Annotated in this window: 19 protein-coding genes; 16 read left to right on the forward strand and 3 right to left on the reverse strand. The window is 69.0% G+C overall.

Going from position 1 to position 19,667, the window contains the following annotated elements; all coding sequences use genetic code 11:
- The first annotated feature begins 4 nt into the window (after positions 1 to 4).
- From ruvC to AC1RTC_RS03325, 8 genes are all read left to right on the forward strand, one after another.
- Complete coding sequence (gene ruvC / locus AC1RTC_RS03290) at positions 5 to 562, forward strand: crossover junction endodeoxyribonuclease RuvC (RefSeq protein ID WP_493154022.1); 558 nt, start codon at positions 5 to 7, stop codon at positions 560 to 562.
- Positions 559 to 1,173, forward strand: coding sequence for a Holliday junction branch migration protein RuvA (gene ruvA / locus AC1RTC_RS03295; RefSeq protein WP_493154023.1), 615 nt, complete (start codon positions 559 to 561; stop codon positions 1,171 to 1,173). Before ruvC ends, ruvA begins: the two co-directional genes overlap by 4 nt.
- Positions 1,166 to 2,200 carry a Holliday junction branch migration DNA helicase RuvB gene (ruvB, locus tag AC1RTC_RS03300; protein WP_493154024.1) on the forward strand — a complete coding sequence of 345 codons (1,035 nt, stop codon included), beginning with the start codon at positions 1,166 to 1,168 and terminating at the stop codon, positions 2,198 to 2,200. Before ruvA ends, ruvB begins: the two co-directional genes overlap by 8 nt.
- A gap of 70 nt (positions 2,201 to 2,270) precedes the next feature.
- Positions 2,271 to 2,726, forward strand: a complete 456-nt coding sequence (locus tag AC1RTC_RS03305) for a preprotein translocase subunit YajC (RefSeq protein ID WP_493154025.1) — start codon at positions 2,271 to 2,273, stop codon at positions 2,724 to 2,726.
- A gap of 92 nt (positions 2,727 to 2,818) precedes the next feature.
- Entirely contained in the window at positions 2,819 to 4,564 is a 1,746-nt protein-coding gene (gene secD, locus AC1RTC_RS03310) for a protein translocase subunit SecD (RefSeq protein WP_493154026.1), read from the forward strand.
- On the forward strand, positions 4,564 to 5,571 hold the full coding sequence (gene secF, locus AC1RTC_RS03315) for a protein translocase subunit SecF (RefSeq protein ID WP_493154027.1): 1,008 nt from the start codon (positions 4,564 to 4,566) through the stop codon (positions 5,569 to 5,571). The genes secD and secF overlap by 1 nt, the downstream gene beginning before the upstream one ends.
- 2 nt (positions 5,572 to 5,573) lie before the next feature.
- On the forward strand, positions 5,574 to 5,903 hold the full coding sequence (locus tag AC1RTC_RS03320; RefSeq protein WP_493154028.1) for a rhodanese-like domain-containing protein: 330 nt from the start codon (positions 5,574 to 5,576) through the stop codon (positions 5,901 to 5,903).
- A gap of 37 nt (positions 5,904 to 5,940) precedes the next feature.
- Complete coding sequence (locus tag AC1RTC_RS03325) at positions 5,941 to 8,196, forward strand: RelA/SpoT family protein (RefSeq protein WP_493154029.1); 2,256 nt, start codon at positions 5,941 to 5,943, stop codon at positions 8,194 to 8,196.
- On the opposite strand, the gene AC1RTC_RS03330 is transcribed toward AC1RTC_RS03325, so the two are convergent.
- The 3 genes from AC1RTC_RS03330 to AC1RTC_RS03340 all read right to left on the reverse strand — a co-directional run bounded on the left by AC1RTC_RS03330 (position 8,183) and on the right by AC1RTC_RS03340 (position 10,888).
- Positions 8,183 to 8,707 (reverse strand): type IV toxin-antitoxin system AbiEi family antitoxin, encoded by a 525-nt coding sequence (locus AC1RTC_RS03330; protein ID WP_493154030.1) that lies wholly within the window; start codon positions 8,705 to 8,707, stop codon positions 8,183 to 8,185. The two genes, AC1RTC_RS03325 and AC1RTC_RS03330, sit on opposite strands and share 14 nt — an antisense overlap.
- A gap of 57 nt (positions 8,708 to 8,764) precedes the next feature.
- Positions 8,765 to 9,997 (reverse strand): DUF349 domain-containing protein, encoded by a 1,233-nt coding sequence (locus tag AC1RTC_RS03335; RefSeq protein ID WP_493154031.1) that lies wholly within the window; start codon positions 9,995 to 9,997, stop codon positions 8,765 to 8,767.
- 93 nt (positions 9,998 to 10,090) lie between these two features.
- Positions 10,091 to 10,888, reverse strand: a complete 798-nt coding sequence (locus AC1RTC_RS03340; RefSeq protein ID WP_493154032.1) for a peptidylprolyl isomerase — start codon at positions 10,886 to 10,888, stop codon at positions 10,091 to 10,093.
- Between the two features lie 74 nt (positions 10,889 to 10,962).
- Here AC1RTC_RS03340 and AC1RTC_RS03345 point away from each other — a divergent pair, with 74 nt between their 5' ends.
- From AC1RTC_RS03345 to AC1RTC_RS03380, 8 genes are all read left to right on the forward strand, one after another.
- Entirely contained in the window at positions 10,963 to 12,291 is a 1,329-nt protein-coding gene (locus AC1RTC_RS03345) for a replication-associated recombination protein A (protein WP_493154033.1), read from the forward strand.
- A 157-nt stretch (positions 12,292 to 12,448) separates the two neighbouring features.
- Complete coding sequence (rpsD, locus tag AC1RTC_RS03350) at positions 12,449 to 13,078, forward strand: 30S ribosomal protein S4 (RefSeq protein WP_493154034.1); 630 nt, start codon at positions 12,449 to 12,451, stop codon at positions 13,076 to 13,078.
- Between the two features lie 400 nt (positions 13,079 to 13,478).
- Positions 13,479 to 13,856, forward strand: a complete 378-nt coding sequence (locus AC1RTC_RS03355; RefSeq protein ID WP_493154035.1) for a DUF948 domain-containing protein — start codon at positions 13,479 to 13,481, stop codon at positions 13,854 to 13,856.
- 38 nt (positions 13,857 to 13,894) lie between these two features.
- On the forward strand, positions 13,895 to 14,119 hold the full coding sequence (locus AC1RTC_RS03360) for a hypothetical protein (protein ID WP_493154036.1): 225 nt from the start codon (positions 13,895 to 13,897) through the stop codon (positions 14,117 to 14,119).
- 60 nt (positions 14,120 to 14,179) lie between these two features.
- On the forward strand, positions 14,180 to 16,834 hold the full coding sequence (gene alaS, locus AC1RTC_RS03365; RefSeq protein WP_493154037.1) for an alanine--tRNA ligase: 2,655 nt from the start codon (positions 14,180 to 14,182) through the stop codon (positions 16,832 to 16,834).
- On the forward strand, positions 16,834 to 17,295 hold the full coding sequence (gene ruvX, locus AC1RTC_RS03370) for a Holliday junction resolvase RuvX (protein ID WP_493154038.1): 462 nt from the start codon (positions 16,834 to 16,836) through the stop codon (positions 17,293 to 17,295). Before alaS ends, ruvX begins: the two co-directional genes overlap by 1 nt.
- A 2-nt stretch (positions 17,296 to 17,297) precedes the next feature.
- Complete coding sequence (mltG, locus tag AC1RTC_RS03375; RefSeq protein ID WP_493154039.1) at positions 17,298 to 18,848, forward strand: endolytic transglycosylase MltG; 1,551 nt, start codon at positions 17,298 to 17,300, stop codon at positions 18,846 to 18,848.
- Complete coding sequence (locus AC1RTC_RS03380) at positions 18,841 to 19,665, forward strand: shikimate dehydrogenase (protein ID WP_493154040.1); 825 nt, start codon at positions 18,841 to 18,843, stop codon at positions 19,663 to 19,665. The genes mltG and AC1RTC_RS03380 overlap by 8 nt, the downstream gene beginning before the upstream one ends.
- The last annotated feature ends 2 nt before the right edge of the window (positions 19,666 to 19,667 follow it).

Raw genomic sequence — 19,667 nt, forward strand, 5'->3', positions numbered from 1 at the left:
GGTCATGTCACTTCGGGTATTGGGAATCGACCCAGGTCTCACCCGGTGTGGCATCGGCATTGTGGATGTCTCGGCAACCCGCACGGCGACGCTCGTGCACGTCGGAGTCATCGCGACGCCCCCTGATCTGCCGCTCGAGCAGCGCCTCCTCGCGATCGCCCGCGGCATCGAGGACGCCCTCGACCGGTTCTCGCCGGTCGCCGTGGGACTCGAGCGCATGTTCGCCCAGCACAACCTCCGCACGGTGATGGGCACCGCCCAGGCGAGCGGAGTCGCGCTGCAGGTGGCGGCATCGCGCGGCCTCGTGGTCGGGCTGCACACGCCGAGCGAGGTGAAGGCCGCGATCACGGGCTACGGCTCGGCGGACAAGAAGCAGGTCGGAACAATGGTGGCCAAGGTGCTGGGGCTCAGCGAGATCCCGCGGCCGGCGGACGCTGCCGACGCGCTCGCCATCGCGCTGTGCCACGCGTGGAAGGGCCCGACCCTCGTGGTCGCGGGCGGCGCGCTCACGCCCGCCCAGCAGGCCTGGCGCGCGGCCGAGAAGAAGGCGGCCCGCGCGTGATCGCCTCGGTGCGCGGAACAGTGCTCTCGGCCGTCGGCACGAGCGCGGTCATCGAGGTCGGCGGCATCGGGCTCGCGGTGCAGGTCACCCCGCAGCACGCGCTCGCCCTCCGCGTCGGCGCCGAGGCGACGGTGCGCACCGCGCTGATCGTCCGTGAGGACGACCTCTCCCTCTTCGGGTTCGCGGAGGCCGAGGAGCTCGCTGTCTTCGACCTGCTGCGCGGCGTCACCGGCGTGGGGCCCAAGAGCGCCATGGGCGTGCTCGCCGCGATGAGCCCGGGCGAGGTGGCCCAGGCGGTGGCGCTGGAGGACGATTCCGCGTTCCGCAAGGTGAGCGGCATCGGCCCGAAGACGGCCAAGCTCATCGTCGTGTCGCTGGCGGGGAAGCTCGCGGTCCTGCCCACGGCGCGAGCCGCGGCATCCCCGCGCCGCTCGTCCATCGGCGAGAACGTCACCGTCGCCCTCGTCGGGCTCGGGTGGCCCGAGCGCACGGCCATGCAGGCGGTCGAGGATGCCCTCGCCGACGCCTCGGACGCCGACCGTACCTCGGTGCCCGCCCTGCTGCGCCTGGCGCTCGCCCAACTCGGACCCCAGCAGGCGAGCCATGAGTGACTCGATAGTGCAGCCGACCCCCGAGTCCGAGGCGGAGCTCGCGTTCGAGGGCGCGCTGCGGCCGAAGTCGCTCGCCGAGTTCGTCGGGCAGTCGAAGGTGCGCGGGCAGTTGCAGCTGCTGCTGCAGGCTGCCACCATGCAGAACCGGACTCCCGACCACATCCTGCTCGCGGGCCCTCCCGGGCTCGGCAAGACGACGCTCGCGATGATCGTCGCCTACGAGGGCGGCAGGCCTCTGCGCATGTCGAGCGGTCCCGCGATCCAGCACGCGGGCGACCTCGCTGCGGTGCTCTCGTCGCTCGTGCCGGGCGAGGTGCTGTTCATCGACGAGATCCACCGCATGGCGCGCTCCGCGGAGGAGATGCTGTACCTCGCGATGGAGGACTTCCGCATCGACATCATGGTCGGCAAGGGCGCGGGCGCCACATCGATCCCTCTCGATCTCGCACCCTTCACGCTCGTCGGCGCGACGACCAGGTCCGGGATGCTGCCCAACCCGCTGCGCGACCGGTTCGGCTTCACCGCGCACCTCGAGTTCTACGACGAGGCCGAGCTGGAGCAGGTGCTCACCCGTGCCGCGGCCCTGCTCGAGCTGGACATCGACAAGGCGGCTCTCGCCGAGATCGCCGGTCGCTGCCGCGGAACTCCGCGCATCGCGAACCGCCTGCTGCGCCGCGTGCGGGACTACGCCCTGGTCCATGGAACGGGTGCCACCCTCGACGCCGTGCACAAGGCGCTGGAGCTCTACGACGTGGACGAGCTCGGGCTCGACCGCCTCGACCGCGCGGTCATGCAGACCGTGCTCACCCGCTTCGACGGCGGGCCGGTCGGGCTCAACACGCTCGCCGTCTCGGTGGGGGAGGAGGCCGACACGATCGAGTCCGTCGTCGAGCCCTTCCTCGTGCGCATCGGGCTGCTCACGCGCACCCCCCGCGGGCGCGTCGCGACCCGCGAGGCGTGGAGGCACTTCGGCCTCAGCCCTGTCGCGGCGCACGGCTCCGTTGGGCTCTTCGGGGATGACCTATAATTCACAGGTGGCCCTTCAGGCAGTCTGCCTAGACTTGCCGGCCTACAGACTCCCCTTTGGAAGGTAACTCATGCAGTTCGATGGTTTGACAATTGCGATGCTGGCGGTTCTGGCCGTCCTCGTGTTCTTCATGTTCCGCAACAGCCGCAAGCGCAAGGCCCAGCAGGAGGAGCTGCGCAAGCAGATCGTCCCCGGTGCCGACGTGATGACCAACTTCGGCCTGTTCGGCAAGCTCGTCTCCCTCGACGAGGTCAGCAAGGTCGCTGAGCTCGAGGTGGCGCCCGGCAACATCGTGCGCGTGCACAGCCAGACGATCGCCAAGGTTGTCGACGAGGCCGCCGGCACCGTCGACGGCGCACCGCGCTCGGTCGAGGAGGCCATGGCCATCGCCAACCGCGAGGCCGAGGAGCGCGAGGCCGCTGCCGCGAAGGATGCAGCTGAGCCGCAGTACGGCGAGCGCGTCGACGAGACCGCTGCCGAGGCCAAGAAGCCCGTGCGCCGCACGACGAAGAAGTCCGCGGAGTAAGCACTACTCTTGGGTGCTGGTCACTGACTGCAGTGACCAGCACCTTTCGGTTGTTGGCACGACCTCCCCGTACAGAAAGCTGAGTTGCACTGGTGGCACGATCTACTTCCGCGCGTAAGGCGGTGAACGCGCTCATTGGGCTTGGAGTCATCGCACTCGTGCTCGTCGGTGCGAACCTGGCCCAAGTGCTCTTCAACAGCGGAAGCTGGGCTCCCAAGCTCGCCCTCGACCTCGAGGGCGGAACGCAGATCATCCTCGCTCCGAAGCTCGAGAGCGGCCAGACCCCGACCCAGGACCAGCTCGACCAGGCCGTCGCGATCATCCGCCAGCGCATCGACGCGAGCGGTGTCTCCGAGGCGGAGATCAGCACCCAGGGCCCGCAGAACATCGTCGTGTCCATCCCGGGCCGGCCGGACGACGAGACGCTGCGCCGTATCGAGTCCTCGGCGAAGCTCGAGTTCCGTCCCGTGATCTTCACCGGCGCCCCGTCGACGAGCTCTGTCGGCGACGGCACGGAGGGCGACGGCTCGACCGCGACACCCACGCCGACCCCGACTCCCACCGAGTCGCTGGTGTCGACCCCGACCGCCTCGCCCACCGACGCGAGCGACCCGAACTGGGTGACTCCCGCGCTCCTCGCCGAGTTCAACGACTTCGACTGCGCGAGCCTCGACAAGGCGCAGACGAATGTCGCCCCCACCGACCAGCCGCTCATCACCTGCGAGGCCGACGGCAGCGCGAAGTACATCCTCGGCCCCGTCGAGATCTCGGGCGAGCAGATCGCCGACGCGACCAGCGGCATCATCGGCAACAGCCAGGGCGTCAGCACCGGCGTGTGGGGCGTGTTCATCACGTTCAACGCCCAGGGCACCGACGACTTCGCGAAGGTCACGACGCGCCTCAACGCGATCGACCCCGCCAACGCCGGGAGCCCCAACCGCGACCCGCGCAACAGGTTCGCGATCGTGCTCGACGGCAAGGTGATCTCCGCGCCCAGCACGCAGGCGGCGATCCTCGACGGCAAGCCGCAGATCAGCGGGTCGTTCACGCAGGAGACCGCGAAGACCCTCGCCGACCAGCTCAAGTTCGGCGCGCTGCCGCTCAGCTTCGAGGTTCAGTCCAACGACACGATCTCCGCGACTCTCGGTTCGTCCCAGCTGGTGAGCGGCCTGCTCGCCGGCCTCATCGGCCTCATCCTCGTGGTGGTCTACTCGCTCATCCAGTACCGGACCCTGGGCTTCGTGACCATCGCGTCGCTCATCGTGGCGGCCGCGATCACGTACCTGCTGGTGCTCTTCATGGGCTTCCGGCTGTCACTCGCCGGTGTCGCCGGCCTCATCGTGGCGATCGGTATCACGGCGGACTCCTTCATCGTGTACTTCGAGCGAATCCGAGACGAGCTCCGGGATGGCCGCGGCCTCGAGTCCGCGGTCGAAGCCGGCTGGCGGCGCGCCATCCGGACGATCCTCGCCTCTGACGCGGTCAACTTCCTCGCGGCGGGCATCCTCTTCGCCCTCGCGGTCGGCAACGTCCGCGGATTCGCGCTCACGCTCGGTGTCACCACCGTCGTTGACATCATCGTCGTGTCGCTCTTCACCCACCCCGTGCTGCAGCTCATCGCGCGCACGAAGTTCTTCGGCGAGGGTCACCCGCTCAGCGGACTGGACGCCAAAGCGCTCGGCGCTGTCTACCGGGGCCGTGCGCAGTTCCGCGCCCCGGTGAGCGTGCCGGCCGGAAAGCAGGCGTCGAGCAGCCGCGAGGCGGCGAAGCGCCAGACGATCGCTGAGCGCAAGGCGGCAGAAGCCGAGGCCGCGCGCAACAAGGGGAAGGATTCCTGATGGCGAGCTTCTCCCAGTTCGGCAATGACCTCTACACGGGCAAGCGCTCGTTCGACTTCGTCAAGCGCCGCAGGATCTGGTTCACGGTCGCGATCGTGATGGTCGTCGCTGCCATCGTCGTGCCGTTCCTGCGCGGCGGCTTCGTGTTCGGCATCGAGTTCAGCGGCGGTTCCGAATTCACGGTGTCCAGCCCGGCGAAGCAGGCCGACGGCTCCATCGACCAGGGTCTCGCCTCGGACGCCGTCACGAGCGTGCTCCCGAACGCGACGCCGAAGATCTCGATCGTCAACGGCGGCGACGCGGTGCGCGTGCAGACCGACCTCCTCAAGAACGCCGAGCTGAACGAGGTGCGCGACGCCCTGGCGAAGGCGTACGACGTCGACGCCGGCGAGGTGACCTCGTCCTTCATCGGTGCCACCTGGGGCGCGGATATCACCCGACAGGCCCTCACGGCGCTCGTGGTGTTCATCCTGCTCGCCGCGATCGTGATGGCGCTCTACTTCCGCACCTGGAAGATGTCGTTGGCCGCCCTCATCGCGCTGTTCCACGACCTCATCATCACCGCCGGCGTCTACGGCATCCTCGGGTTCGAGGTCACTCCCGCCGCGGTGATCGGGTTCCTCACGATCCTCGGCTACTCGCTGTACGACACTGTCGTGGTGTTCGACAAGATCCGCGAGAATACGGCGGAGGGGACATCCCGGACCTTCGGGGAGTCGGTGAACCTCGCGGTCAACCAGACCCTCGTGCGATCTATCAACACCTCGATCGTCGCACTGCTTCCGATCGGCTCGATCCTCTTCATCGGAGCGTTCGTCCTGGGTGCCGGTACGCTGCGCGACATCTCGCTCGCGCTCTTCATCGGCGTGCTCGTGGGAACGTACTCCACGATCTTCATCGCGGCGCCGCTCTACGCGACCTTCCGCCAGGGAGAGACCATCGTGCGCGACTCGGACAAGAAGAAGACGACCGCGGTTGCCCGTGCGACGTCGGGCGCGGTGCGCTGAGCGTGACTGACGAACTGCCCGAGATCGCGGTCGACGAGGCCATCGAGCGCGCCGCTGCCGGGACGATCCTGATCGACGTGCGCGAGCAGGATGAATGGGACGCGGGCCACTCCCCGGATGCCCGTCTCGTGCCGCTCTCCGAGCTGCAGTCGCGCGTTGACGAGATCCCGACCGACCAGCCCGTGCTCATCATCTGCCACAGTGGCGGTCGATCCCTGCGCGCCACCTCGTTCCTCCGGTCGGAGGGCGTCGACGCCATCAACGTCGTGGGCGGCATGAGCGCCTGGGCCCAGGTCGGCGGACCGCTGTCGGCGAACACCACCGAAGCCTGAGAGAGCCGAGCCTAGACTTGCCGCAGGAGGTGCTCGCATGACGGAAACGACGCAGAGCACCGCGTCCCTGCGCACCCTGCTACCCCGCCTCTTCTCGCGGGCGCAGCCCTCCGGCGCGGTCGACCGGCTGATCAAGACGGTCCGCACCCACCACCCGAAGGCTGACGTCGCGCTCATCGAGCGGGCGTACTCGGCCGCGGAGAAGGCGCACTCGGGCCAGAAGCGCAAGAGCGGCGAGCCGTACATCACGCACCCGGTCGCGGTCGCGCAGATTCTCGCCGACTTGGGCATCGGCGCCAAAACCCTTGCCGCGGCGCTCCTGCACGACACCGTCGAGGACACCGACTACAACCTCGAGATGCTCCGGCGCGACTTCGGCGACGAGATCGCCATGCTCGTGGACGGCGTGACCAAGCTCGACAAGGTCAAGTACGGCGACAGCGCACAGGCAGAGACCGTCCGCAAGATGATCGTGGCGATGTCGAAGGACATCAGGGTGCTCGTGATCAAGCTCGCCGACCGCCTGCACAACGCGCGGACGTGGGGCTTCGTGGAGGAGGCGTCCGCGACCCGCAAGGCGCAGGAGACGCTCGAGATCTACGCGCCGCTCGCTCACCGCCTCGGCATCCAGGCGATCAAGCTCGAGCTGGAAGACCTGTCCTTCGCGGTGCTGCACCCCAAGCTCTACGTCGAGATCGAGAGCCTCGTGAAGCAGCGCACGCCGCAGCGCGAGGAGTTCGTGCAGCAGGTCATCGACGCCGTGAACGACGACCTCAAGGCGGCGAAGATCAAGGGGTCGGTCGCGGGCCGGCCGAAGCAGTACTACTCGATCTACCAGAAGATGATCGTCCGCGGCCGGGAGTTCGACGAGATCTACGACCTCACGGGCATCCGGGTGCTCGTCAACTCCGTGCGGGACTGCTACGCGGTGCTCGGCTCGATCCACGCGCGCTGGAACCCGATCCCCGGTCGGTTCAAGGACTACATCGCGACGCCGAAGTTCAACCTGTACCAGTCGCTGCACACCACCGTGATCGGGCCGGGCGGTCGGGCTGTGGAGATCCAGATCCGCACCCACGAGATGCACCAGCGCGCCGAGTTCGGAGTCGCCGCGCACTGGAAGTACAAGGCGCGGGTCAACGGCAACAAGGGCGACGACGGCTCCACGGGGCGCGACGACGGCGACATGGCGTGGCTCGCCCACATCACGGACTGGCAGGCCGAGACAGAGGACCCGGGGGAGTTCCTCGACTCGCTCCGCTTCGAGATCGGCGCGAAAGAGGTCTACGTTTTCACGCCGCAGGGCAAGGTCATCGGCCTGCCCGCCGGTGCGACCCCCGTCGACTTCGCGTACGCGGTGCACACCGAGGTGGGCCACCGCACCATGGGCGCGAAGGTCAACGGCCGGCTCGTGCCGCTGGAGAGCACCCTCAACAGCGGCGACTCGGTCGAGGTCTTCACCTCGAAGAACCCGGACGCCGCCCCGAGCCAGGACTGGCTGAACTTCGTCAAGAGCACCCGAGCGCGCAACAAGATCCGCGCCTGGTTCACGAAGGAGCGGCGCGACGAGGCGATCGAGCAGGGCAAGGATGCCATTGCGCGCGCCATGCGCAAGCAGAACCTGCCCCTCCAGAAGCTCATGAGCCAGGACTCGTTCGCCGAGGTCGCATCCCAGATGCGGTACGACGACGTAACGGCGCTGTACGCGGCGGTCGGCGAGGGCCACGTCTCTACCCAGTCGGTGATCGAGAAGGTCCTGGCGACCCTGCACACGCAGGCGGACACCGAGGACGCGGAGATCGAGTTCGCGCCCAAGGGCCGCAGTCGGGCTCTGAAGAACAGTGACTCCGGCGTGCTCGTTCGCGGGGCGCCGGACATCCTGGTGAAGCTCGCGAAGTGCTGCACCCCGGTTCCCGGGGATGAGATCGTCGGCTTCGTTACTCGTGGCGCCGGCGTCTCGGTGCATCGCAGCGACTGCAAGAACGTGGCCGAGCTCCTCACCGAGCCCGAGCGGATGATCGACGTCGAGTGGGCGCCGAGCTCGAAGTCGCTCTTCCTCGTGCAGATCCAGGTCGAGGCGCTCGACCGGGCGGGACTGCTCTCCGACGTCACTCGTGTGCTCAGCGAGAACCACGTGAACATCCTCTCGGCCACCGTCTCCACCTCGAGCGAGCGCCTGGCTCTCAGCCGGTTCGTCTTCGAGATGGGCGACACCACGCATCTCGACCGCGTGCTCAACGCCGTGCGCCGCATCGACGCGGTCTACGACGTGTACCGCGTCAACAGCGGCTGAGCCGCTCGACCGTCGACTTCTTGTTCGGCAGGTTGCGCCGAGCGAGGATCGACTCGATCGCGCGCTGCGGCGAGGCTCCGACGCCCACGAGACGGCGCGCGACCGCGAGGTCGAAGGTCGGGCAGAACCGCGCGAGGTCCATGATCGTGCGCGTCGGGCCGGTGACGTACGCGCCCCCGAGATCCACCAGCTCGTCCGGGTCGATGACGACCTCGCGCACGGTCATCCAGCGCGCGGGGGAGTGACTGACGCGTGCCCCGGTCGCGACGCAGAACTGGTGGTGCGCCGGGGGCGAGTCGAGAGCGCCCCACACCCAGGCCGCGGTGAGCTGCTCGGCGATGAGCTTGCCGCCGAGCGCTGACAGCAGGGCTCTGGCGCGGTGCCGGGGCTGCTCGATCTCGTCCACTGGCGCGAAACAGCCGCCGATGGCGAACAGCTGGCCGTCCAGCCTCGCGGCGTACAGCTCGGGTGCGGGCAGGTCGTCGGCGGAGAGTACTGGCGGCAGTCGCATCCCGCCATCGTCCCCGCACCGCGACCCGCTCTGGCGCGAGACGACTCGATCGGTGGACTACTTGCCGAGGGCGCCCAGCCACGCCTTGCGGGCGTCGAGGGCCTCTTGCGCGTCCTTGATCTTGCGCTTGTCGCCCGACGCGGTGGCGTCGGCGAGCTCGCGCTCGAGTTTCGCGATCGCCTCGTTGAGCTGGCCGAGGAAGCCCGACTCCCGCTCCTGGCGCTCCGGGTTGTTCTTCTGCCAGTGGTCCTCGTCGAGCTTGCGAACGGCGGTCTCGATGCGGCGGAGGCGGTCTTCAACGACCTTGACCTTGTCGCGGGGCACCTTGCCGATCTTGTCCCAGCGGCGCTGGATGCCCGCAAGGGCGTCTTTCGCCTTGATCCGGTCCGTCTCTGCAAGGATCGGCTCCGCCTCGGCCAGGAGGGCCTCCTTGGCCTCGAGGTTGGCGCTGAACTCGACGTTGTCCTTCGCGTCGAGCTCGCCCTTGGCGGCGTAGAGCGCGTCACCGGCGTCCTTGAACGCCGCCCACAGCGCGTCGTCGAACTTCTTGCCGGCGCGGCCCGCGGCCTTCCAGCGGTCGAGCAGCGTGCGGTACTCGGGAATTCCGTCCGCACCCTTGCCGACGAGGGCCTGGGCCTTCTCCACGAGATCCTGCTTGGCGGCGCGCGCGTCCTTGTGCACGGAGTCGAGCTCCGCGAAGAACGCCTTGCGGTGGCCGTCGATGGTGGCGCGTGCGGCGCGGAACCGCTTCCAGAGCTCGTTCGCCTCGTTCTTGGGTAGGCGCGGGCCGTCGGCCTGGTGCTTCTGCCAGCGGGCGAAGATGTCGTCGATCGTCGCCGTGACCTGCTTCCACTGCGCCTTTGCCGGGTCCTGTGCGGCGAGCGTCTCCGCCTCGACCACGAGCGACTCGCGCTCGGCGAGAGCTGCGGCGACGGCGGCCTTCGACTCCTCGGACTGCTTCTCGGTGAGCTCCGTCACCGTGCCCCCGAGCGCCTCGATGCGCGCCTTGAGCGCGGCGAGGTTGCCGACGGCGTTGGCGCCCTCGAGAGCGGCGGAGAGCGTCTTGACGGTCTTCGCGACGTCGGCTGCGGGAGCACCGCGCTTGGCGCGCTGCTCGAGCAGGGTCACCTGGCCCGCGAGCTCGGTGAACTTCCGCTCGAAGTACGCGAGTGCCTCCTCGGGGGAGCCGTCCGGGTACTGCCCGACGGCGCGCTCACCCGACTCCTCGCGAACGTAGACGGTTCCGGTCTCGTCGACGCGGCCCCATGGAGCCTGATCGCCTGTCGCCACGTGAATCACCCTTAGCTGTTGTCCTGGTCGTGAGGTTGCTCCTCGCCGAGCGGACACAAGCTTATGGCAAGCGGGGAATCGCCCGTCGTGGCGTTACTGGATCGTGAGCGCCTTGATGGTCGTCGGAACGACCGGGGCGCCGTCCGTGCCGCCGCCGGTGACGCCCTTCGACGTGATCTGGGCGATGAGCTGGTCGAGCCCGGTGGTGACGGTGCCGAAGACGGTGTAGCCGCCGGCCGCGTCATCCGGGATCGCAGAATCGGAGAGCACGATGAAGAACTGCCGTCCGTTGCTGTACGCGTCGCCGCTCGCGCGGGCCATCGCGATCGAGGCCGTCGGGTAGATGCCGCCGACCGCGGCGTTCTCGATGGGGCCGAAGCTGTAGGTCGGATCGGTGGCGCCCGTTCCGTCGGCGGAGCCGCACTGGATCAGGTTCGCCGAGTCGCTCGAGACAAGTCGGTGGCAGGTGGTGCCGATGTAGTAGCCGGATTCGACGGATGCCACGAAGGAGGCGACAGCCTGCGGTGCGGCCGCGCCGTCCAGGGTGATGCCGAGGGGCACGTCGTTGAGCGTCATCTCGCCCGTCCACTGCCGTCCCTCGGCGAGCGAGGGATCGGGCACGTCGCCGACGTTCGTGCCGGTGGGCGTCTCCGCCGCGGCACTGGCCGAGGCCGAGGGAGCGGGGGTGGGAGTGCCGGGCCCGCCGTTGAAGTAGAAGAGCTGCCCCACCGTGGCGAGGGCGGCGACCACGACGACCGCGCCGATGGCGAACAGGTTGTCGCGGCGGCGGCGGGTCACCTGGTGCGCGTGCACAGCCTGTCGGGCGTTGTAGCGGCGCAGGCGCTCACGGGCTTCGCGCGCCTCGCGCTCGGTGTTCTTGCTGGCAGCCACGGTTCCTCCAGTTGACGGTCAACGAGAACTTTACGATACGTGAGCGCGTCGGTCGCTCCGGTTAGCATGGCGAGATGGACCAGCCCGGACTGCGCAGCGGGGCCACGCCCCTCGCAGTGCGGATGCGGCCGCAGCGGCTCGAGGACATCGCGGGCCAGAAGCACCTGCTGACACCGGGCTCGCCGCTCGTGAGCCTGGCCACGGACCGCACGGGCGAGCAGGGCTCGGTGTCGATCATCCTGTGGGGCCCGCCCGGCACGGGCAAGACCACGATCGCCAAGGCGATCGCCCAGGGCTCGGGCCGCAAGTTCGTCGAGCTCTCCGCGGTCACCGCCGGCGTGCGCGACGTGCGCCAGGTCATGGAGGAGGCGCTGTCCAGCCGCGACCTGTACGGGCTCACGACGGTCCTGTTCCTCGACGAGATCCACCGGTTCTCGAAGGCGCAGCAGGATGCGCTCCTGCCCGGCGTGGAGAACGGCTGGGTCATCCTCATCGCCGCCACCACCGAGAACCCGTCGTTCTCCGTCATCTCGCCGTTGCTCTCCCGGTCGCTCCTGCTCACGCTCGAGCAGCTCAGTGAGGACGACCTCGGAGACGTCATCGACCGCGCGGTCGCGGCACCGCAAGGGCTGAACGGCGCGATCGTGCTCGATCCCGAGGCTCGGGCGGCGATCATCCGGCTGTCATCGGGGGATGCCCGGCGCGCGCTCACGGCGCTCGAGGCCTCGGCTCTGGTGGCGGGCGCGTCGAAGCAGGGCGACGAGAAGCCGGTCGTGACCGTGGAGATCGTGTCGTCCGCGGTGGACAGGGCACTGCTGCGCTACGACCGCCAGGGCGACGAGCACTACGACGTGATCAGCGCGTTCATCAAGTCAGTGCGCGGGTCCGACGTCGACGCCGCCCTGCACTACCTCGCGCGCATGGTCGAGGCGGGGGAGGACCCGCGGTTCATCGCCCGGAGGGTGATCATCTCCGCCGCGGAGGACATCGGCATGGCCGACCCGCAGGCGCTCGTGATCGCGATGGCCGCGGCGGACGCGGTGCAGCTCATCGGCATGCCGGAGGGGCGCATCCCGCTCGCAGAGGCGGTCGTCTACCTCGCGACGGCGCCCAAGTCGAATGCCGCCTACATGGCGCTGGATGCCGCGATCGCCGACGTGCGCGCCGGCAAGATCGGCCGCGTGCCGAAGCCGCTGCGCGACGCGCACTACCCGGGGGCCAAGCGGCTCGGGCACGGGAAGGGCTACAAGTACGCCCACGACGCCGAGTTCGGGGTCGCGGAGCAGCAGTACCTGCCCGACGAGCTCAAGGGCACCGAGTACTACCGGCCGACCAGCAACGGCAACGAGCGGGATGTCGCGGCCCGGCTGGAGAAGCTGCGGGCAATTATCCGCGGTTCCTGAACCTCTGGTAAGCTCCCAAGGTTGGTCATTGCCAACACTCCCATCCAGAAAGTCCCCGGCGGCGTCGACGTGCCTCCGGCTGTGTCTGTTGAGACAGGACTGGTGAGAGTACGTCTGTGAGCTGCGAGAGTCGCGGCCATGTTGTTGGAAGGAACCTGTGTCTACCAAGTCACGTACCCGTAGCAAGACCCGCCTCTCCCGTGCGCTCGGCATCGCCCTCACCCCGAAGGCCGCCAAGTACCTGGAGAAGCGCCCGTACGCTCCCGGTGAGCACGGCCGCACCAAGCGCAAGCAGGACAGCGACTACGCCGTCCGCCTCCGCGAGAAGCAGCGCCTGCGCGCCCAGTACGGCATCCGCGAGGCCCAGCTGAAGATCCAGTTCGAGGAGGCCCGCAAGGCCGCCGGCCTGACCGGTGAGAACCTGGTCGAGCAGCTCGAGATGCGCCTCGACGCGATCATCGTCCGCTCCGCCATCGCGCGCACCACGGCCCAGGCCCGTCAGATGGTCGTGCACCGCCACATCCTCGTCGACGGCCAGCTCGTCGACCGCCCGTCGTTCCGCGTCAAGCCGGGCCAGCTCGTCCACGTCAAGGCTCGCAGCGAGGGCATGGAGATCTTCCAGGTCGCCGCTGCCGGCGGCCACGTCGACGTGCTCCCGAAGACCCCGGGCTACCTCGAGGTCGAGCTCGACAAGCTGCAGGCGCGCCTCGTGCGCCGCCCGAAGCGCGCCGAGGTCCCGATCACGTGTGAAGTCCAGCTCGTCGTCGAGTACTACGCCGCGCGCTAGTACCTCCGTCGAAAGGGGCCGTGCCTTCGGGCGCGGCCCCTTTTGCGTGCCCGCCGGCTGCTCGCCCGCGTCTGCCGAAAACGCAGGAGATTCTCGGCGGATGGGCCGGAACGGGCATCCCGGAGCGCCTTTCCGCCTCTTCTCCTGCGTTTTGGGGCGGGCTGAGTGCCCCGGACGAGGCAATGCTCGCCCGCGCCCGAGGCTGGGCGCTCTGGTAGTCCCTCCTCTGGGTCGAGGCCGGGGGAGTCGATGCCGAGAGGGGCAGGCGGGTCGTCGCTGCCGTGCTCGGCTGAAAACGCAGGAGATTCGTCCCAGAAGCACCGGAACGAGCATCCGGATGTCGCTTCCCGCCGCTTCTCCTGCGTTTTCGGCCACCACCCGAGTCGGTAGGCTCGACTGCATGACTGGTGGAGACATCGCAGGGCTCATCGCGGCCGGAGTGTTCGCCGTGCTCGTCGGACTTCTCGCGATCCCGCTCCTCAAGCTCGGCCGCGTGTTCGACGAGACGAGCGCGACCATCAAGGACGTTCGCCAGGGCGTTACCCCGCTCCTGGAGGAGGCCACGACGACGATCAGTGAGACCAACAAGCAGCTCGCCCGTGTCGACTCGATCACGAGCAGCGTCGAGGAGACGACCGGCAATGTGTCGGCTCTGGTCGCCCTGTTCGCCGCGACCGTCGGCGGTCCGCTGATCAAGATCGCCGGCTTCTCCGCGGGCGTGCGTGCCGCAGTCGTGGGCCTTCGTCAAGACCGAAAGCCCCGGCCTCCGAAGAACTAAGCTTGACGCAGGATTCCGATACGAACTTAGGAGCACTCATGAAGGGCATTCTTCTTCTTGCCGTCGGCGTAGTCGCAGGTTTCGTCGTCGCGCACCAGGTCGCCAAGACCCCCGAGGGCAAGAGGTTCTTCGAGGATGTCGACTCGAAGGCCCGCGAGTTCGGCAGCGCCGTGGTGGACGGCTACAAGGCACGCGAGGCCGAGCTCCGCGCGGCGGTCGCCGACGCCGAGGACGTCATCGCAGACCTCAAGCGCTCCCGCTGATCCAGACTCCGCTCGATCACCGGGGCCACCCCCGCTTCACCAACGACCCCGGGAAACACCATGTACACCGCTGACATCCAGAACCGCTGGCTCAACTTCTTCGGCGACCGCGGGCACACCATCGTGCCGTCCGCGTCGCTCGTGAGCGACGACCCCACCCTGCTCTTCACGGTCGCGGGCATGGTCCCGTTCGTGCCGTACCTCACCGGCCTCGTGCCGGCGCCGTACCCGCGCGCGACGAGCGTGCAGAAGTGCATCCGCACCCTCGACATCGAAGAGGTCGGCAAGACGCCGCGGCACGGCACCTTCTTCCAGATGAACGGCAACTTCTCCTTCGGCGACTACTTCAAGGAGCAGGCGATCGAGTACGCCTGGGAGCTGCTGACGAGCAACGAGTCCGACGGCGGCCTGGGCTTCGACCCGAAGGACCTGTGGGTCACCGTCTACAAGGACGACGACGATGCGGTGAACTTCTGGAAGAAGACCGCCGGTCTCCCCGATGAGCGCATCCAGCGCCTCGACATGGACACCAACTACTGGTCGACCGGCCAGCCGGGCCCCGCCGGCCCGTGCTCGGAGATCTTCTTCGACCGCGGTCCCGCTTACGGCGTCGACGGCGGCCCCGCCACCGACGACGACCGCTACGTGGAGATCTGGAACCTCGTCTTCATGCAGTATCTGCGCGGCGAGGGCAGCGGCAAGAACTTCGAGATCCTGGGCGAGCTGCCCAAGAAGAACATCGACACCGGGATGGGCATGGAGCGCGTCGCCTTCCTCAAGCAGGGCGTCGAGAACATGTACGAGATCGACCAGGTGCGCCCGGTCCTCGACAGGGCGGCCGAGCTCTCGAAGCGCAAGTACGGCGCGAACCACGAGGACGACGTCCGGATGCGCGTGATCGCCGACCACGTCCGCTCCAGCCTGATGCTCATGTCGGACGGCGTGACGCCCGCGAACGACGGCCGCGGGTACATCCTGCGCCGCCTGCTGCGCCGCACAGTCCGCTCGATGCGCCTGCTGGGCGTCGAGGACCCGACGTTCGCCGAGCTGTTCCCCGCGTCGCGGGACGCGATGAAGGCGCAGTACCCCGAGGTCGAGCGCGACTACGACCGCATCTCGCGTCTCGCGGTAGCGGAGGAGGAGACCTTCCTCAAGACGCTGGCGGCCGGCACGAGCATCCTTGACCTCGCTGTCACCCGCGCTCAGAACGCGGGAGCTGCCGAGCTGCCGAGCGACACGACGTTCCTGCTGCACGACACCTACGGCTTCCCGATCGACCTCACCCTCGAGATTGCCGAGGAGGCGGGACTCGCGGTCGACCGCGACGCCTTCGACGCCCTCATGCAGAAGCAGCGCACGCGGGCGAAAGAGGACGCGAAGTCGAAGAAGCAGCACCTCGCCGACCTCTCCGTCTACAGCGCGTTCCGCGCTCAGGGTGAGACCGTATTCACCGGCTACGACTACCTGACGACCGAGACCAGCGTGCTCGGCCTCATCGTCGACGGCGCCTCGGTGACGAAGGCGACGGCAGGGCAGATCGCCGAGGTGATCCTCGCGGAGACGAGCCTGTACCCCGAGTCCGGCGGCCAGGAGGCGGACGCGGGCACCATCGTGGGTGCCGGCTTCGAGCTCGAGGTGCTCGACGTGCAGCGCCCGGTGAAGGGGCTCGTGAGCCACAAGGTCCAGGTCACCTCGGGCGAGGTCGGCGTGGGGGATGCCGCGACCAGCGTCGTCGACCCCGAGTGGCGTCGCGGCGCGACCCAGGCGCACTCCGCCACCCACCTCATCCACGCCGCGCTGCGGCAGATCCTCGGCCCGGAAGCGCACCAGTCCGGCTCGTACAACAAGGCCGGCTACATGCGCCTCGACTTCTCCTGGAACTCGGCACTCTCGCACGCCACGAAGTCCGAGATCGAGGAGGTTGCCAACAACGCCGTGCGCGACAACCTCGAAGTGACCACGCGCATCCTGCCGCTCGACGAGGCGAAGGCGCTCGGCGCCATGGCACTGTTCAGCGAGAAGTACGGCGAGACCGTGCGCGTCGTGGAGATCGGCGGCCCCTGGTCGCTCGAGCTCTGCGCGGGTACCCACGTGACCCGCTCGAGCGAAGTCGGCCTCATCAACCTCGTGGGCGAGTCGTCGGTCGGCTCGTCCAACCGCCGCATCGAGTCGCTCGTCGGCCTCGAGGCGTTCCGCGACCTCGCCGCCGAGCGCGCGATCGTCTCCGAGCTCACGAGCTCGCTCAAGACCCCGCGCGAGCAGCTGCCCGACCGGATTGCCTCGCTCGTTGCCGACCTCAAGGCCGCGGAGAAGAAGATCGCGGACTTCGAGTCGGCCCAGCTCGGCCAGCGCATCCCCGCGATCGTCGCGAACGCGCGCCGAGTCGGCTCGGTGAAGCTCGTCGCGGAGCACGTGGGCTCGCTCGCCTCCGCGGACGACCTGCGCAGCCTCGTCACCAACGTGCGCGGCCAGCTCGGCGCCGACTCGTCGGTAGTCGCCCTCGCGGCCGATGTCGCGGGCAAGCCCGCGGTGATCGTCGCCACCAACGACGCGTCGCGCGCCGCCGGGTTCAAGGCCGGCGCCCTCGCGAAGACCGCGGCCGGCATCCTCGGCGGCGGCGGTGGCGGCAAGGACGACCTCGCCCAGGGCGGCGGAGCGGATGTCGCGGCGATCCCCGCGGCACTGGACGCGATCACGGCAGCTGTCTCGGCCTGATGCGCCCGGGAACGCGCCTCGGCATCGATGTGGGCACCGCCCGCATCGGGGTGGCGAGGAGCGACCTGCACGGGATGCTCGCGACGCCGGTCGAGACCGTGAAGCGCGGTACCGGCGACCTGGCGCGGATCGCCGAGATCGCGACCGAGTACGACGCGATCGAGATCGTCGTCGGGCTGCCGATCGCGCTCTCGGGCCGCGAAACCGCGTCGACGGGGGATGCCCGGCTCTTCGCCCGCGAATTGGCGGCCGTGCAGCCGGCGCCCGTGCGAATGGTCGATGAGCGGCTCTCCACGGTGTCCGCGAACTCTGCACTCCGGGCATCCGGGCGCAACGCCAAGAACTCGCGCTCGGTAGTCGATCAGGTCGCCGCCGTTATAATTCTGCAGCACGCCCTCGACTTCGAGCGCTCGGCCCAGACACTGCCCGGCATCGTCGTAGACCCGCACGAAGGATCATGAACATGGCCAACGAGCCGAGCTGGGACGACATCTTCAAGCCCACCCCGACCGGCGGCGAGCCCGCTCAGGCGGCGCCGCTGCCTGCCGTGCCCGCCGACGACGATCCGCTGGCCGCACTGTTCGGAACCTCCGAGCCGCCCGCCCTCGTCGAACCGGCCGCTCCGGCGCCCGTGCCCGAGGCGGATCCCTTCGCGGACCTCTTCCCCAACGCGACCCCGCGCGCGGCTGCGCCCGCTGCCCGCGCAGACTCCTTCAGCGGCCTGTTCGGTGTCGAGCCGCCCGAGGCCCGCACCCCGGAGACCTACCCGCCCACCCAGGCCTACCCGACGGTGGCCGCCGAGCAGCCGATGAGCCGCCGCGAGGCGCGCGAGAGCGAGGGCCGATCGCGAGACGACAGCGGATCGGGCCGCGGTGGCTCCGGCCGCGGTGGCTCGGGCGGCGGTTCCGGTCGCGGAGGGTCCAGCGGCAAGCCGAAGCGTCGCCTGCTGTGGCTCAAGATCACGCTGCCGATCGTGCTCGTGCTGGGAGCCGCTGGCGGCGTTGCGGCCTTCGGCTGGTTCAACTACAACGAGCAGGTCAGGGCGCTGCTGGGCATCCCGCTGCCGACCGACTACGAGGGAACCGGCAACGGCGACGAGGTCGTGGTCGCTATCCGCTCGGGCGACATCGGCTCCGACGTCGCCCGAACGCTCCACGAGGCCGGCGTGACGATGACCTACGACGCCGTCTACGACTACCTGGTCGAGAATCCCGACATCAGCTTCCTCCCGGGCAACTGGCGCCTCCAGAAGGAGATGAGCGCCGAGTCGGCAGTCGCCGCGCTGCAGGACTCGGAGAACAAGGTCACGGACAAGCTCCTGCTCCGTGAGGGGATCTCGCTCGCGACCGCGCTCGAGCTGATCGCGGAGACGCTGGGCGTTCCGCTGGAGGACGTGCAGGCGGCCGCGGCCGACCCGAGCGCCTACGGACTGCCCGCGGGCGCCACCACTCTCGAGGGCTTCCTCTTCCCGGCGACGTACGAGCTGGACGGCACGGAGACTCCGCAGCAGGTGCTGCAGAAGCTCGTCGACACCATGTTCGAGCACCTCGATGCCGCCGGAGTGCCGGTCGAGAACCGCTTCAACATCGTGATCATGGCCTCGATCATCCAGCGCGAAGGCGGCCAGAACACCGACGACTACTACAAGATCTCGCGCGTGTTCCAGAACCGCATTGACCAGGGGATCAACCTCGAGTCTGACGCGACGGTCGCCTACGGCACCGGCCGCTTCGACTCCGTCTGGACCGAGCCGGAGGAGCGGGCCGACGCCTCGAACCTCTACAACACATACGCCAACCCGGGCCTGCCGATCGGCCCGATCGGCCTGCCCGGCGACGACGCGATCGACGCGGCGCTGCACCCCGCGGACGGCCCGTGGCTGTTCTTCGTCCCGATCAACCTCGCGACAGGGGAGACCGTGTTCTCCGAGACCGTCGAGGAGCACCAGGCGGCTGTCGACCAGCTGCTCGCCTGGTGCGAGGAGAGCGACGAGAACGCCACCTACTGTGAGTAGGCACCGGCTGGCCGTGCTCGGCTCGCCGATCGCGCACTCGAAGTCGCCCGCCATCCATCGGGCGGCGTACCGTGAGCTCGGGCTCGAGTGGAGCTACGAGGCCGTCGAGATCACCGGTACCACCCTCGCGCCGTTCGTGGGCTCGCGCGACGGCAGTTGGCGGGGGCTCTCGCTGACCATGCCCCTGAAGCGCGACGTGCTCCCGCTGCTGGACAGTCGCGACCCGCTCGTCGACCTCGTCGGAGGGGCGAACACGGTGCTCTTCACAGACACCGGTCTGCGTGGCTTCAACACCGACGTCTACGGTGTCGAGCGCTCGTTCGTCGAGGCGGGCGTGGTCTCTCTCCGCTCGGTCCACGTCATCGGGGCGGGCGCGACAGCCGCCTCCGTGATCGCGGGCGTGGCCCGGCTCGGGGCGACCATGGTGAGCGTGTCCGCCCGCACCCCGTCCAAGGCAGCGCCCCTCGCGGCGCTGGGGGAGCAGCTCGGCCTGTCCGTGGCCGTGGCGCCCTGGGGTGCCGACGTCCCGGGGGCCGACGCCGTCGTCAGTACGCTCCCCGGCGGTGACTACGGGCTCGAGTTCCCCGAAGCCCTGCGCCGGGCGTCCGTGCTGTTCGACGTGGCCTACGACCCCTGGCCCAGCGCGCTGGCACTCCAGTGGGCGGATGTCGGCGGCGCGATCATCCCCGGAATCGAACTGCTCCTCAACCAGGCAGTCGGCCAGGTGCGCGTCTTCGTCGGCGGGGACCCCGACCTGCCGCTCGCGAACGAGGACTCCGTCGTGGCGGCCATGCGCGCCGCGGTCTGGGAGGATTGACG

Source organism: Rhodoglobus sp. GW821-FHT12B09 (genome assembly GCF_058809925.1).